This is a genomic window from Bacillus sp. ok061 (genome assembly GCF_900108285.1).
Taxonomy (GTDB): Bacteria; Bacillota; Bacilli; order Bacillales; family Bacillaceae_G; genus Bacillus_A; species Bacillus_A thuringiensis_S.
Genome location: NZ_FNUW01000002.1, coordinates 230544 through 245137, shown reverse-complemented (window position 1 = coordinate 245137; position 14594 = coordinate 230544). Strand labels below are relative to the sequence as shown.

Here is a 14594-nt window from a genome sequence, read left to right as displayed (position 1 = left end):
AAGAGGCTCTTACTGTCGACGTTCAAAAGCAAGACGTACAGCAAAGCCCCGTTAAAACACTTGCCATAAGCCAACGCTGTACTCGTAGCCACGTCGGGCGTGTGCCAAACCATTTTGCAATTTTACTTGCTGTACATACAATTACAAGGTTAACTATAAAGCTAACAGTGATTTGCGTAAGCCCCAAAAGTGCACCTTGAAAAAGCAACGATCCCTTCTCTGGATCTTCAAATTGAGGTAGAAGTGATACATACAAAATAGCAATCTTTGGATTCAGAAGATTCGTCATGAGTCCCATCAGAAATAATTTCCTTGGTGGCTCATTAGAAATCATACGCGGTTCCATAATAGATGTAGCAACAGGTTTTATCGAATTCCAGGCGAGCCAGAGCAAGTAAGCAGCACCTGCCTCGTAGACAGCGGGTACTGCAAGGAATAAAACTGTAAGTCCGAACATTGTTGCGATTATATGAATTACAAATCCAAGCATGATGCTCAATAAAAAAAATAAATCCTGCCATACGCCCCTGCGTAATGGGACGAGAAATAAGATAAATTAAATTAGGCCCAGGTGAACAAACCATACTAAGTGAAACAAGCGCAAAAGCTAGCAAAGTACTCAAGCTGACCATAAACCTTCCTTCTTTATCTTACATAAAATTTCCTATTGTACATTTTATCCTGATTGGGGAGAGAAAAGATTAATATAAACCGATGCAGCTAAGTAATATAATCGGATTCAATGTATTGTAATTACATACTTCTCATTCTCTTAAGTAAGGATTTAAAAGTAACCTATCCATAGTGATACTACAGCAACTACTAACAAAGCAAAACAAATTGTGATATTTCGAACCCACTTTTGTATATCATCAAAATACCGTTCTATAAATACAGCGTAAATATAAACCATAAGAAATAGAACAACGAAAGTAAAGGAACCCAATTTATCGTTAAATTTTTCATTGGTATATGTGCTTACATGAAGGAATAGAAAAACAAACACTACTATGAATAGCTCAAATATCCTTTTTTTATTCAAATCGCCACCACCTTACATTAATTTCCTTTTATTCCATTTTATCAGAACATAATGTGTAGTAGCATATGAATAATTTATTTATGTCAAAAAGGCCAACAATTCAATATTGTTAGCCTCTACTTTCCATATTCGTACCTTTTATCACTTTACTTCCTAACAACTGGAATCCACATTTCACCAAATACTAAGCCGTTTCTTTGCCCCATCTCAACCGTTGTATTTGGCCCACCAACATAAGCAAAATCCGTTGCTTCTCTTAAAGCTTGACCGAAGGCGATGCCAGTCAGCTTATTACTTAGCTCTTCAGCCGTTTTGTCTTCCCCTTTCACTACTAAGTATTCTCCCTTTGGAAACTGGATCACTCTAGATTCTTCTTCTATTTGTGCTTCTGTCATGACACCAGCATAATACATCATCTTGTTATTCACCGCTTCGCTCACAGAAAAAATGTATTCATTTGTCGCTAAAGCTTTTAAAGTGTCCAGCCTTCCATCTTCTTTAACAGCCGACCAAAAGTCGTCCTTTTCTTTATTTATTCCAGCAAAGTCTGTGTATTCACTCTTAATTTCAGTTCCAATACCTAACACAATAAAGCTATCTTTTTCTTCTATAGAATAATTTTTCATATGCAAAACCTGCCTCTTTTTTTATTAATCAAACGATTTATCTTTTCATCTGATACGTTTATAATATCTTTAAACCATGTCAAAAAATGATACTGTTTAGGAGACCAAAATGAAAAAAGTTGAACGGATTAATACAATTATGCGGTATATCAACAACCGCTCCCACTTTACAATTTCTGAAATCATACGAGAATTTAACATATCACGGTCGACAGCTATTAGAGACATTAGAGAAATTGAAGCTATGGGAATGCCACTTGTCGCTGAAGTTGGGAGAACGGGTGGATATTTTGTTATGCATAATTCTATCCTGCCCGTTGTTCGCTTTACTGATAATGAAGTGAAAGCTCTTTTTATTGCCTTTATGGCTACGAGGAATCAACAACTTCCCTACCTAAAGAGTCGTCAATCTTTAGCCGAAAAACTACTAGGACTCATCTCAGAAACCCAGCAGGATGACCTCGTTCTTTTAAATCAACTCTTGCTGTTCCAAGGAACTAATCCTCATAATCCCGATCTACTTGAGCTTTCTGATCTCCCCCATCCTATGTTAGAAAAACTCATTCAAATCCTTCTTTTGGATAACCATTTATTGATTACCATTAAAGAAGATGAAGAAATTAAGTCTTATCCAATTTATCTATTACACCTTTATCAAGAAAAAAGCCATTGGATCATTGAAGGATTTGACTTAAAAGAAGAAAAGAAGTTAATGTTTCCTGTCGATGCTCTCATCAATATCGAACCATACACGACGAATAAAAGGCTCAATAAGAAAAAGATTTTAGAAAAACTAAGTAAGAAGGCTGAAGCAATTAACCTTGTACTTGAACTTGGTCCGACAGCAATTGCCCAGTTCAAAAAATACCATCCTTTAAAAATTTCAATATCTTATACTAATCCTTACCAATCCACAGCCATTTTAAAAACTTTTATCAATGTTAACAATCCCGATGAAGTGACGGAAATAATAAATTGGCTGCTTTTTCTAGGGAAGGATATTAAAATCAAAGAAATACCCGATGAAGTATTAGCAGATTTACAAAAACGAGTGTGCTTATACATTCCATAAGCAGTGAGCCTCAAATATTAAGCTTTATCACTGGATAATTATCCTATTTTTAAATACCATTTCATTTACTACAATGAGAGCATGATAAATAATAAAAGCACGGAAAATCTCCCGTGCTTTTCTAAATATATATTATTCCTGAAGGTTTCGTTTATCACGTTTCTTACCCTAACTGACGTTTAAATGCTTTACTGGCGAAAAAGTAAGAGATGACCATTATACCTACGCACCAAGCAAGCGCAATCCAAATATCGTTTCCAACAGTTCCTTCATATAAAAGAGCACGAATCGCATTCACGATTGAAGTTACAGGCTGATTCTCTGCAAACGCACGAACAATTTTTGGCATCGTTTCGGTAGGCACAAAGGCCGAACTAATAAATGGAAGAAAAACTAGCGGGTACGAGTAAGCAGTCGCACCTTCCATAGACCTCGCTTTCAATCCTGGAATGATAGCTAGCCATGTTAGCGCCAGCGTAAACATCCCAAGTATCCCAGCTACCGCGAGCCAATCTAGAATATTAGCACTGGAACGGAAACCCATTAAGAGTGCAACAAGAATAACCACCACGATAGTAAGTACATTAGCAACAAAAGAGGTTAGAACGTGAGCCCACAATATCGATGAGCGCTTAATAGGCATCGTAATGAAACGTGCCATCAGCCCACTCTTTACATCCGTAAAGAGTCGCACGGAAGTGTAAGCTACACCGGATGCGATAGCCATTAGCAAAATTCCCGGCAATAAATAATTAACGTAGTTTTCCGTTCCAGTTTTTATTGCGCCGCCAAACACGTAGACAAATAATAGCATCATCATAATCGGTGTAATCGCTACTGTAATAATTGTATCCGGACTGCGCATAATGTTACGCATTAAACGACCTAGTAATACACCTGTTTTACTTTTCATTTACATCTCCTCCTTTTTGCCAATAATCGCAAGGAATATTTCTTCCAATGTCGGTTGCTTTTCGATATACTCCACTTTTGCCGGTGGGAACATCTCTTTCAGTTCAGCAAGAGTACCTGTCGTAATAATTTTTCCGCCATGCAAAATAGCGATACGGTCTGCCAGTTGTTCTGCTTCCTCCAAGTACTGAGTCGTAAGCAAAATAGTTGTACCGCTACCGGCAAGTTCCTTTACTGTATCCCACACTTCGATCCGCGCTTCTGGATCAAGTCCGGTCGTTGGTTCGTCGAGAAAAATAACTGCTGGCGCCCCAATCAAACTCATTGCGATATCAAGCCGGCGCTTCATCCCTCCTGAATACTGATCTGCCCTCTGGTTGGCCGCATCAGTCAGACTAAATCTTGCAAGTAGATTATCAGCAACTTGTGCGGGATTGGAAACACCACGTAACTTAGCGATCATTATCAAGTTTTCCCTTCCAGTAAGCATGCCGTCTAAAGCTGCGAACTGTCCTGTCAAACTGATGCTTTGACGAACATAATCTGGTTGTCGCTGGACGTCAAAACCGCAAATACTCACCTCACCATCATCTTGCTTCATTAGCGTCGAAAGGATATTGACCGTTGTCGTCTTTCCCGCTCCATTTGAGCCTAGCAACGCGAAAATTTCTCCACGCTGCACCTCAAAATCTACCCCTTTTAAAACTCCCTTGTCTTTAAAGGATTTTTTCAAGCTTTTTACAGAAATCGCTGCATTACTCATACTTTTTTCCTCCCTATAAAATGTTTTGCGAAGATAATTTATTTACCTCTACCTATTTAGTATCACTGATATTCTGTATTACTTAGTACCGAGTTAAAAATATAACTGAATAGCTATGATGCAATTCATATGTGTAACCAGCTAATCAGTCGTTATTACTTATTCCATTTATTTTTTTCTCAATTTCTTCATAATACTTTCATTCAAATCTTCACGATACTTGGAGACGTAAGTTTTAGCGTTTGCCACTAGTTCGTCAGCAAAGGAAGCCACGTCATCCCCAGTAATGTCAAGCACTTGTCTTCCTTCCGCTGCACCCGCTTCGAACAAATCGATTAATTCATACTGTATGTGTAACATATCCATCCCGTTACCCGCTGAGAAATTCCACATGTAGTTTTGAATTTTCTTAAATACAAACTGGTAGTCCTCTGGCAGAGCCTCAACTCGTGCCATCATCATTTTGTACTCTTTTTTATCACCAATTAACTTTTTAAACATTTCTAACATCTTATTTTCCTCCTTTTTTATAAAACCGAACAAGAAATTCCCAAAATATCGGCCGGAACATTTTATCTTATGAACCTATTTTGACTTCAAGACGTTAATTTTTGACGATACAAAATCCCATTTTTTCCAAAACAATTCAAGCTCTTGGCGGCCCTCTTCATTTAATGAATAAAACTTACGAGGCGGTCCCATATCTGATGGTTTCTTTTCAATATTCACAAGCTTTTTCTTCTCTAATCGTACAAGGATGGTATACACCGTACCTTCCACAACTTCGGTAAACCCAAGATCATTCAGATGGCGGGTAATCTCATAGCCATACGTTTCACGGCGACTAATGATTTCCAGTACACACCCTTCCAGTGAACCTTTCAGCATTTCAGTTAAATTTTCCATGTCCTGATCCTCCTTTACCCCCTATTCTGTCTGACTTATATTCAGTATTACAGAGTACTAAGGCGAATTTTTACCGAATAGCTTTTGAGTAAAGCTACACTATTCAGTATTACTTATTACAACTACATTGTATGACTAAGTAGTTGTGGATGTCAACTTTATTTTCAAAAAAATTAAAAATCCGCTTTACCCTAACCGGATACAGTCTCCTTTTTTTGTTGTAAGGGCCATCAAACTAGTAAAACAGCGCTGATTCAAAGTGTAATTTAAATCAGCACTGCTTTATTGTTTTCATACCGATATATCTTGTTTTTTCACGATACAAATTGTTTCTCACTACCATTCCCATTGCATATAAAGCATAAAGGCAAGTACGGTCAGAGAAAATTCCCAGAGATTATCCGTACATGATACGAGCCCCTAAAATACAATTCTGTTAGAAATTTGTTCTCTATATTCTCTTTTATTTTATTTCTGATAGTTGATTAACAACACTATCTAAAAATTTTTCTACCTTTTCTTTTGATGTATCCGGCGCATGATAACCAATCGTAAATGTAAGTCTTCCATTATAAGAGCTTACTCCCATTGAAAAGAATGGTGCATACATAATAGGTGATGCCATATACCCATCCTCAGCTTGAATTTGACCAAACTGAATAGGTTCCTCAGCGATTACTCCCAAATTTGTCAGTAATGGCAACGCCATCCCCATCTGTACAGCCTGTTCATATTGCTGATTATACATTTCCTTCACTGTAGATAGCTTCATTTCTGCCAGTAGCTCCATTCCTGCTGCTGAAGAAAGACCTGGATTTTGAGACTTTATTTTATCCATTGATTGTTTAACTCGAACAAGAGTCTGCTTAAATGTTTCATCGTCTTCCATTTTAATCACTGGCATTTCCATACCGGATAAGTTGCAAATAGCACCAGTTGTATTATTAGGCAGATATCGACGTAAATCAATTGTCAAGCCAATCATTTTTTCTGCAGTGCGAGGTTCTGCATACACAGTGAAATGTGATAAAACTCGGAAGTATGCAGTCATGATTACATCATTCAAGGTAGCCTGTTGTGCTTTTGTCCATTGGGTTAAACGTAGAGTTTGCTCATGGCTCAATCGCCGTACGGACATTTGGGGAAATTTATTTTTGTTAGGTTGAGATGGAAAAGACCATAACGATGCCTGTTGTTCTTGGTTAGGACGATACGCACTTTTTATGTCCGATATTCCAGCGTATTTGAATACATGTGATTGATCTCGACAACTCTCATTTCCCTCATCAAATTCCTTTATAATTTGCTTCTTAGACCGTCCCAATGAAAGGTGCGTATATATTGTTCCAAGCAATTTAATATATTCCTTGACTCCTGCACCATCTGAACATAGATGAGATAATTTCACAACTAACATATCTGTTGTAGTGCCCCGTAATAATTTCGTTTGAACCATAGGCCCCTGTATACGATCACCAGGTTCTTTAATAAAATCTATTGCCATTATTTCAAGTTCTTGATTATTTCCTTCTGCAAAAAAGCAAATAGATGAGTTAGTGTCAGATGAATGTTCCTCCCAGTAAGGAATATCATTTTCTACAAACTGGCTGTTCAAAACTGGTTGCAATTGCAACGTTATCCTTACTGATTCTTCAAGTATTTCCTTGGATATACCTACAGGAAAATAAAGAACTGCATTAATTTGTTGATCTGCAGAATAAAGACCTAATACATAATTCATTCGATCTTGTGGTGTTACTGAATACTTTCTTTTCTCCATAATTCCGTCCCCCTTTAGGACTTTTTGTATAACCCTATTTTCCATATGCTTGTAATTTTTCTAGTCATTTTTCTTCAAGAGCTAATAATGCTTATTTTTCGAATTTTTAACGAAATCATCTTCTCCGTATTGGTTTCATTCTTTTTGCAGGTGATATATCCATTATTTTATTGTTATTAACACTGCCTAACCTCCCAATAAAACCAAACAAAAATAAATTAAGTTTGCATATACATAAACATTTTATTATAACGTCTATAAATTATCAATACAGCAAATGAATCATTTTTATGTCTGTCAATAAAAAACAATATATTCAAGGGCTACTTCATAATAAAAGATTGATGGGCATGTATATGTACCCATATCACTATCAAAATAAGAATGAGAATTTTTTCAACAAAAATAAGCTGCAGATATTGATTTTACAGTAAAAAAAGCCCCTCCATTTTGAAAATGAGTAGGGCTATTTCCAATTTAAATTTTATAAAAGAATGATTATCATAAATAATATTTTACTTTTTAGTCTACCTTATTATTTTCAATCCATTTTCCTAATAAATGAATGGATTTTATTCATATAATTTGAGGTGGTATCGTTGGTTTTTAAAAATAGAAAGCTTATTTTCAAATCAAATGAAAAAGAGATAAAATTATAGATATTCATGTAGAAATTTCGTTTTGGGGATACTTAAAATCTTAAGGTGATGGGCATGTGGTGTTACACTTTAAAAGCTTTATAAAATTATAAAATTTATAGATATAGCAGATTTTCTTTATTAATAATCATTTGTATGTACGTTTACTCACACACATACAAATGATTTATAAAACTACAATTAAGTGAAAACATCTTTTCCGTTACGATAACATCATAGCCATGTCTTCTGCTGCATTTGTAATTAGTTTTAAACCAAATATTTCTTGTAATACATCAAGCACGCCAGGTGAAATAAATTCAGGAGCCTTTGGACCGATGCGAATATCTTGAATTCCAAGACTAAATAGCCCGAGCAAAATGGCAACTGCTTTTTGTTCAAACCATGATAGGACAATACTTACTGGCAATTCGTTCACTTCACATTGAAAAGCATCTGCTAAAGCAGCCGCTATTTTCACTGTAGAAATGGAGTTGTTACATTGTCCTAAGTCAATGTAACGCGGAATTTCCGTGCCAGGTACAACACCGTAATCCACATCATTAAAGCGGAATTTCCCGCAAGAAGTTGTTAAAATAACCGTTTCTGGCGGAAGTGACGTTGCTAATTCACGATAATATTCTCCGCCTTTTCCCGGTGCATCACAACCGGCGATAACAAAGAAACGCTTTATTTTCCCTTCTTTTACTGCATCAATAATTTCTGGAGCTAATGATAATACTGTATTATGATGAAACCCTGTAACTAACTGTTCATCCGACTCCATATGTACTTCTGGAAGTTCTAGCGTTTTTTGAATTAATGGTGTAAAATCATCATTTTCAATTTTTTGTACACCTTCTAAACCTGCAATGTCATATGAAAAGAATCGATCAGAGTACGAGCCTTTAATTGGCATAACACAGTTCGTTGTAGCTAATATGGCACCCGTAAATTTTTCAAAAAGGCGTCTTTGATCATACCATGCCTTACCGATGTTTCCTTTTAAATGTTTATATTTTTTCAGCTGCGGGTATCCGTGTGCTGGTAGCATTTCAGAATGCGTATAAATATTAATGTCTTTTCCTTCTGTTTGCTTTAATAGTTCTTCTAATGCAAATAAATTATGACCCGTAACTACAATTGCTTTACCTTCTACACGATTTTGTGTAATTTGTACAGGCTCTGGCACACCAAAATGATTCGTATGTGCCTCATCCAATAACTCCATCACCCGTAAAGCTGATTTCCCAACTTTCATAGCCATATCAATATGCTCTTGTTCGTTAAAATTAGAATTTGTTAATGTCATATATAAAGCTTCTTGTGTTGTAGCATCTACAAATGCATCCGTATACCCTAGCTGAGCAGCATGTGTGCGATAAGCTGCAATTCCTTTTAGCCCAAACACAATCGTATCTTGTAAACTCGCAATCGTTTCATTCTTACCACAAACACCCATTACTTTACATCCGCCTGTTGGCGTTTGTTCACATTGATAACAAAACATATCATCCCACCCTCTCCCAATCATTCATTACACCTTAAGCATAATACCCATTGAAAAAAAGTGATGTGATATCAATCACAATAATATATAAAGATTTGTGACAGTTCATATTGTTGACATAATATTTTTATTGACACTAAAAAATATACATTAGTGTGCACACATCTTTCGATACTTTTAAATAGCTAAATAATTAATTTGGAGAAATATATACAACGAAAATTTTTTGAATCCTTATACAAATAGTTGCAATTCATCACATATGAAAATAGACATACAAAAACGCCATCCTTTTCTATCATTCAATAGAAAGAATAGCGTATTTTTTATTTTAAGGAACTATCATTTTTTATTAAAGCCTTTATTGTAAAGCCTTTTATTTACAATACATTTACACTATCTTAACATCACTTACATTATTTATATGATATATTTATATAGAAACTACTTAAGAAATTTCATATACATTTTATCTTTATGATCTCTTATCTAATCAATAAAAAGATCATGTTATATTTTTATAACAGGGGTGAATTAGAATGACTGAAACTTTAAAAACACTTATAATGCTTGATGCTACTTATGTTGTTATAGCAATTATGACAGTTCTAGTATTTGTATACTTGGAATTAAAATCTCAGTAATACATGCTGGCGTAATCGACAGATTCAGCATTTAAATATAGTTAGAAGAAAGAAAGGAGAAAATTATTTCTCCTCTCTTTTGTATTTCTACAATTTCTTATTTTAATAAATCCAATGTATGTAAAAGTAATCCTCTGTCTCCTACTTCTCCATGACCAGGTACTACCGAATTTATATTTCCATATCGCTTCAGCACATTCTCAATCGATGTAGACCATTCATTTACGTATGCATCCGCAACATTTCCTAAATCTTTTGCTTCCGCAGATTTCACTAAACAGCCTCCAGCTAAAATTTTATATTGTGGCAACCAAACAACAATATTATCTTCTGTATGTCCTTTCCCTGGATGGAGCGTTTCTACTTTTGTATTGCCAAACTTCAAACTCGTAATTGTTTGTAAATCTCCAAGCGGCTCTTCATATCCACTTTTCTTTGCTAGTTCTGCAGTTAATGCTGTACTATGCGCTTTAATGCCTCTTTCTTTCAACGTTTTTATTCCGCCAATTCGATCAGCGTGCGCATGTGTAATAATGACATCCGTTACGCGCTTCTGAAATTTCTTTTCTACCATTTCTATTAGTTCCTTCGTTAATTTGTCATCCCAAGAAGAATCAACAAGTACTAACCCTTTAGAAGTATTAAGAACTAGACCGTTCGAAGGAACTGCTTCTCCATTAAAATAACCTAACTCCGTATGAACCCATACCTTTTTGTTTAACTGAGATATTGAAATGGTTCCCTTCTCATTTTTTATTACTTTTTGCTCTACCTTTTGTGATGCTTGTACAGAAGAAATTGTGCTAACAAATTGAGTTGTTCCTAGTAAACTTACACATAATCCTACTTTTAACAACGTATTCTTTTTCATGTTATCAACCCTTTCTTTCAAGCTAAATAGTTATTACCTATATTAGACAATTCATCTCAAATGTTTGTTCCATCTTCATTTGCATATTTTTATGTAATTAACAAAAAAAGTGTACAAAATTTTGTACACTTTAAAACTTAATCTTCCATTCCATAATTCTCAAACTCTTCCTCATTCCCATAAAACACATTTAAATCAATATACTTTTCTTTTCCATTATAACCGCTTAATTTCCCGCGGTTCGTGTATTGCCAAAATGTCCAGTTTCTCTCATCAGATAAACTTGGTTTTGTAAGAACACTACGAATCCATATATCACATTTTAGATACGCACCCTTTATATATAAATCATACGCTTCTTGTGTTGCATACAATATTACTTTCTTACCATAATGTTTTTCTAGCATTTCAATCATGACCGACAACTCTTTCGTAACATCTTCACGCTTAGGCGGATTATCTTTTTTGTTAGCGTAAAACTCAACATCAATTACGGGGGACAGTGCTTGTTTATATTTTGGAACAGTTCGTATAAATTGCTCTGCTTGTGTTTCACCCTTACTATCGAAACTAAAAAAATGATACGCTCCGATGCGCATACCTGTCTTATTTGCACTCGTCCAATTTTTTGAAAAGTACTCATCCACAAACGAGCTTCCTTCAGTAGCCTTTATAAACGCAAACTTCATATTTTGCTTTTCCAACTCTCTCCAATCTATATCCCCTTGATACGATGCGACATCTACACCTTTTATTTCATACTTATCAGCACTTATTTGATTCGGAATGAATATGCCTTGAAAAACTAAGTAAGCGATAACACTTATTACACTAATTAAGGTAAAGATTCCTCCTATAAAAAGCTTCTTTTTCATTCATATCACCCATTTTTACAAATTAAAATTCTACTTACCATTCACGATTTTTATTAATTTTCATTTTTTCTTCAAACGCCTTCTCTAAATCAATATTTAATTTATTTGCTAAATCACATACATTCCAAATTACATCAAATATTTCTAACCCAATTTCTTTTTTTGCATCTTGCATTTTATCACGCTTTAATATGACTTCCGCTAGTTCACCTAATTCCGTCATTGCATACATTATACGCTCTTCAATTGTTGTATCTTGAAATCCTTTTTCTTTACTGAAATTTGATACATATCTCTGGAATTCCACAATATTCATACTTAATCTCCCTTCATCACAAATACTTCATTTTTCTATTACATTTAAAATCAAAATTGTATTTTGTTAAATTATAACATTCATACTATAATTTATTTATAGCCCATTAACGGAGGTGTTTACAATGACTCTCTTCGCTTCACCATCATTATTCATAGTAGCAATCATTTCATTTGCACTAGCTTATTTCATCGGAGTAAAACAATACACTTGGCTCTTATCAGGATTTAACGAACGCCGTGTGCCTGATAAAATAAAATTATCAAAAATAGTAGGTCTTTATAATTTAATTGCTGGTGTCATTGCGACAATCGGTAGTGTCTTCACTACTCCTAATGCCAAAATCTTATTTCCTATCATTATAATTGGACACGTTATAATCGCGGCTTATGTAAATACACGCATGGTGCATTGAAAAAAGATCACCCAAATGGATGATCTTTTTTATAATTTATCAACATATTGCTTCGCTTCTAGTAAAGAAAACCCAAAAGCCTCTCTTACTCTCTTAACTGCTGTAACTGTTTTTCCTTCTTCCATAAGCTGGCGTAACTCTTTATTAATTTCAGGTTCTCTATCTATAATTCCCATTTCTTTCGTAATTAGCTGTAATCTATCTTCCATCCTCTTTAAACGTGCATCCGTTTTCTTTTCGATTTTATTTAATTTCTCAACAATATAAATAAACCCAAAGACCGCTATCGGTATGATCATCCAAAATCCCATGACTATCCCCCCTATTAGCTTTCATTTGTTTTATTTCACTATCTTATGTAAATTTTACCATGAAACACATTTAATGTATAATAGTAATTATACAACACTGTTGATAAAACTTTTTATTTTAAGGGGACACTTTATGAAAAGATTTTTAAATACGTTACTACAATTTGTAGTTCTTTCAATTGCACTACATTTATTATTTGATATCGTTGGCTGGCTTGTTTTCAATGCGCCAATTAAAAACAAAGTAAGCATTATTTCCTTACTAACAGCCTCATGGTTAATGTACATGTACCGAGACAAATTTTTTAAAGCATTCACTTCGAATTAACTAAAAGAACTTCATCGATAAAAGATGAAGTTTTTTCTTTTTCTCTCATTCTCTCTATTTATTACTGTACAATAGAACTAACATTCTGTCTTTTTAAAGAAAGGAGTCACTATGAACTTAAAAAGTAACAATATATACGAGAAAATGAACCAATATTCCGTTGCAGGTTTAAGCCTTGCCGTTATACGTGATGGTACACTAGACAAAGTCGCTGCTTTTGGAACACTTGAATCTGGAACAACTAGAACTATCACTACGAATTCTATATTCAACTCTTGTTCAATTAGTAAATTCATCACTACAATGCTCGTACTAACGTTATCAGATCAAGAAATCATACATTTAGATGAAGACGTAAATGATAGACTTACATCTTGGAACATACCTACCAATCTATTTACCTCACAGACAAAAGTTACATTACGAAATTTATTAAGTCACCAATCTGGAATTATTGATCCTCCTAATAGTTTTGAGCATTATACACTTGCACAAGGGCGACCAAGCATGTCCGAAATCCTTGCTGGTAAAACATCATATTGTTCAGTACCGATAGAAATAACTTATAAATCAGAAAATGAATTTCACTACTCTGATGCAAACTTTTGTATTATCGAATTACTACTTGAAGATATAACTGGAAAACCATTTAACCTTTTACTTGAAGAATATATCTTTCAGCCACTGCAACTGAAAAATAGTATGCTATTCCCTCCTGAAGATATAAATAAAATGGAGGCCTTTGCTTGTAGGCATAATAAGGATGGGATTGTCACAGATGAAAAATATCCATTTTATCCATTCGCAGCCGCTTCAGGTATTTGGACAACACCAACAGACTTATCAGCTTTAGTTATCGAAATCATTCATTCCTTACAAGGAAAGGGCAAACTAAAACTTGCTCAAAAATTAGTACAAGATATGCTTTCTCCTCAAGGTTGTTCAAAATGGACTGGATTAGGTATCTTTCTAGATGATTCTAACGAAGACTTACAAATGCATTCACTTGGATGGGGCGTGGGATTTCAATGTATGATGATATGCTATCCATACCGAGGTAATGGTGCTGTTATAATGACTAACACTGACTTAGGTGTTCATCAAATGGAAGGGATTATTGGTGAAGTGTTAAAAACGTTATCCTTATAATGAAAAGAAAGAAGCTGTTCCTTCCAGCTTCTTTACTTATATTATATTTTTCGCAACAATTTTTATATGTTCTGGTGCGATAATCTCCGTTATACTTTCTTGGAAATCTTCCTGCAACATTTCTTCAATATGTTCTAGCTGCACTTCAACATGTGTGCATTCTAAATTATGTATATTTAAAAGTGCATAATGATCTTTTTTCTTAATTACTAAATATTGATTCTCCTCTGTTACAAGTATAGAACCTAATCGTACTCCTAGTAGGCGTTGATCATCAAACTTCACAACAATCCCCCCTTCCTAAATATGTAACAAAATAACATTTTATGTAATCTATTCTTAATAAACTATATCATAATTTATTAAAATATAAATATCATATTTCCTTTTACTAAAAACCCCTATTCTTTTATATATTTCGATACAAAAAACTTTC

At 34.5% G+C, this 14594-nt stretch carries 17 protein-coding genes and 1 pseudogene; 4 read left to right on the top strand and 14 right to left on the bottom strand.

What is annotated here, in order from left to right:
• Positions 1-9: 9 nt before the first annotated feature.
• From C4S65_RS03775 to C4S65_RS03765, 3 genes and pseudogenes are all read right to left on the bottom strand, one after another.
• A pseudogene (locus C4S65_RS03775) lies at positions 10-632 on the bottom strand (LysE family translocator).
• 152 nt (positions 633-784) lie between these two features.
• Positions 785-1042 carry a DUF3963 domain-containing protein gene (locus C4S65_RS03770; RefSeq protein ID WP_097960726.1) on the bottom strand — a complete coding sequence of 86 codons (258 nt, stop codon included), beginning with the start codon at positions 1040-1042 and terminating at the stop codon, positions 785-787.
• 146 nt (positions 1043-1188) lie between these two features.
• Positions 1189-1668: a GyrI-like domain-containing protein gene (locus C4S65_RS03765; RefSeq protein WP_003307553.1), complete on the bottom strand. Its 480-nt coding sequence runs from the start codon at positions 1666-1668 to the stop codon at positions 1189-1191.
• Between the two features lie 109 nt (positions 1669-1777).
• Between C4S65_RS03765 and C4S65_RS03760 the strand changes: the two genes are divergently transcribed.
• Positions 1778-2740 carry an HTH domain-containing protein gene (locus C4S65_RS03760; protein WP_086406939.1) on the top strand — a complete coding sequence of 321 codons (963 nt, stop codon included), beginning with the start codon at positions 1778-1780 and terminating at the stop codon, positions 2738-2740.
• A 163-nt stretch (positions 2741-2903) separates the two neighbouring features.
• On the opposite strand, the gene C4S65_RS03755 is transcribed toward C4S65_RS03760, so the two are convergent.
• From C4S65_RS03755 to C4S65_RS03710, 9 genes are all read right to left on the bottom strand, one after another.
• Complete coding sequence (locus C4S65_RS03755) at positions 2904-3653, bottom strand: ABC transporter permease (protein ID WP_086406938.1); 750 nt, start codon at positions 3651-3653, stop codon at positions 2904-2906.
• A complete protein-coding gene (locus C4S65_RS03750; RefSeq protein WP_000063332.1) occupies positions 3654-4415 on the bottom strand; it encodes an ATP-binding cassette domain-containing protein in 762 nt (253 codons plus the stop codon).
• Between the two features lie 168 nt (positions 4416-4583).
• Positions 4584-4925 (bottom strand): DUF1048 domain-containing protein, encoded by a 342-nt coding sequence (locus C4S65_RS03745; RefSeq protein WP_000891986.1) that lies wholly within the window; start codon positions 4923-4925, stop codon positions 4584-4586.
• Positions 4926-5000: 75 nt separating this feature from the next.
• Entirely contained in the window at positions 5001-5321 is a 321-nt protein-coding gene (locus C4S65_RS03740; protein ID WP_000429488.1) for a PadR family transcriptional regulator, read from the bottom strand.
• A 463-nt stretch (positions 5322-5784) separates the two neighbouring features.
• On the bottom strand, positions 5785-7101 hold the full coding sequence (locus C4S65_RS03735) for a condensation domain-containing protein (RefSeq protein ID WP_061666677.1): 1317 nt from the start codon (positions 7099-7101) through the stop codon (positions 5785-5787).
• Positions 7102-7962: 861 nt separating this feature from the next.
• Entirely contained in the window at positions 7963-9249 is a 1287-nt protein-coding gene (gene hcp, locus C4S65_RS03730; RefSeq protein ID WP_097960728.1) for a hydroxylamine reductase, read from the bottom strand.
• Positions 9250-9990: 741 nt separating this feature from the next.
• Entirely contained in the window at positions 9991-10764 is a 774-nt protein-coding gene (gene bla2, locus C4S65_RS03720) for a BcII family subclass B1 metallo-beta-lactamase (RefSeq protein WP_000742484.1), read from the bottom strand.
• Between the two features lie 137 nt (positions 10765-10901).
• Positions 10902-11639: a GH25 family lysozyme gene (locus tag C4S65_RS03715; RefSeq protein ID WP_103945135.1), complete on the bottom strand. Its 738-nt coding sequence runs from the start codon at positions 11637-11639 to the stop codon at positions 10902-10904.
• Between the two features lie 34 nt (positions 11640-11673).
• Entirely contained in the window at positions 11674-11955 is a 282-nt protein-coding gene (locus C4S65_RS03710; RefSeq protein WP_061666679.1) for a MazG nucleotide pyrophosphohydrolase domain-containing protein, read from the bottom strand.
• A gap of 124 nt (positions 11956-12079) precedes the next feature.
• Here C4S65_RS03710 and C4S65_RS03705 point away from each other — a divergent pair, with 124 nt between their 5' ends.
• Complete coding sequence (locus C4S65_RS03705; RefSeq protein ID WP_098223811.1) at positions 12080-12370, top strand: DUF3784 domain-containing protein; 291 nt, start codon at positions 12080-12082, stop codon at positions 12368-12370.
• A 29-nt stretch (positions 12371-12399) separates the two neighbouring features.
• On the opposite strand, the gene C4S65_RS03700 is transcribed toward C4S65_RS03705, so the two are convergent.
• Entirely contained in the window at positions 12400-12681 is a 282-nt protein-coding gene (locus tag C4S65_RS03700; protein ID WP_000508172.1) for a hypothetical protein, read from the bottom strand.
• Between the two features lie 133 nt (positions 12682-12814).
• On the opposite strand from C4S65_RS03700, the gene C4S65_RS03695 reads away from it, so the two are divergent.
• Both C4S65_RS03695 and C4S65_RS03690 read left to right on the top strand, forming a co-directional pair.
• Positions 12815-13009, top strand: coding sequence for a hypothetical protein (locus C4S65_RS03695; protein WP_000819648.1), 195 nt, complete (start codon positions 12815-12817; stop codon positions 13007-13009).
• A gap of 111 nt (positions 13010-13120) precedes the next feature.
• Positions 13121-14158, top strand: coding sequence for a serine hydrolase domain-containing protein (locus C4S65_RS03690; protein ID WP_061666681.1), 1038 nt, complete (start codon positions 13121-13123; stop codon positions 14156-14158).
• A gap of 36 nt (positions 14159-14194) precedes the next feature.
• On the opposite strand, the gene C4S65_RS03685 is transcribed toward C4S65_RS03690, so the two are convergent.
• On the bottom strand, positions 14195-14443 hold the full coding sequence (locus C4S65_RS03685; protein ID WP_000666937.1) for a hypothetical protein: 249 nt from the start codon (positions 14441-14443) through the stop codon (positions 14195-14197).
• Positions 14444-14594 lie beyond the last annotated feature (151 nt).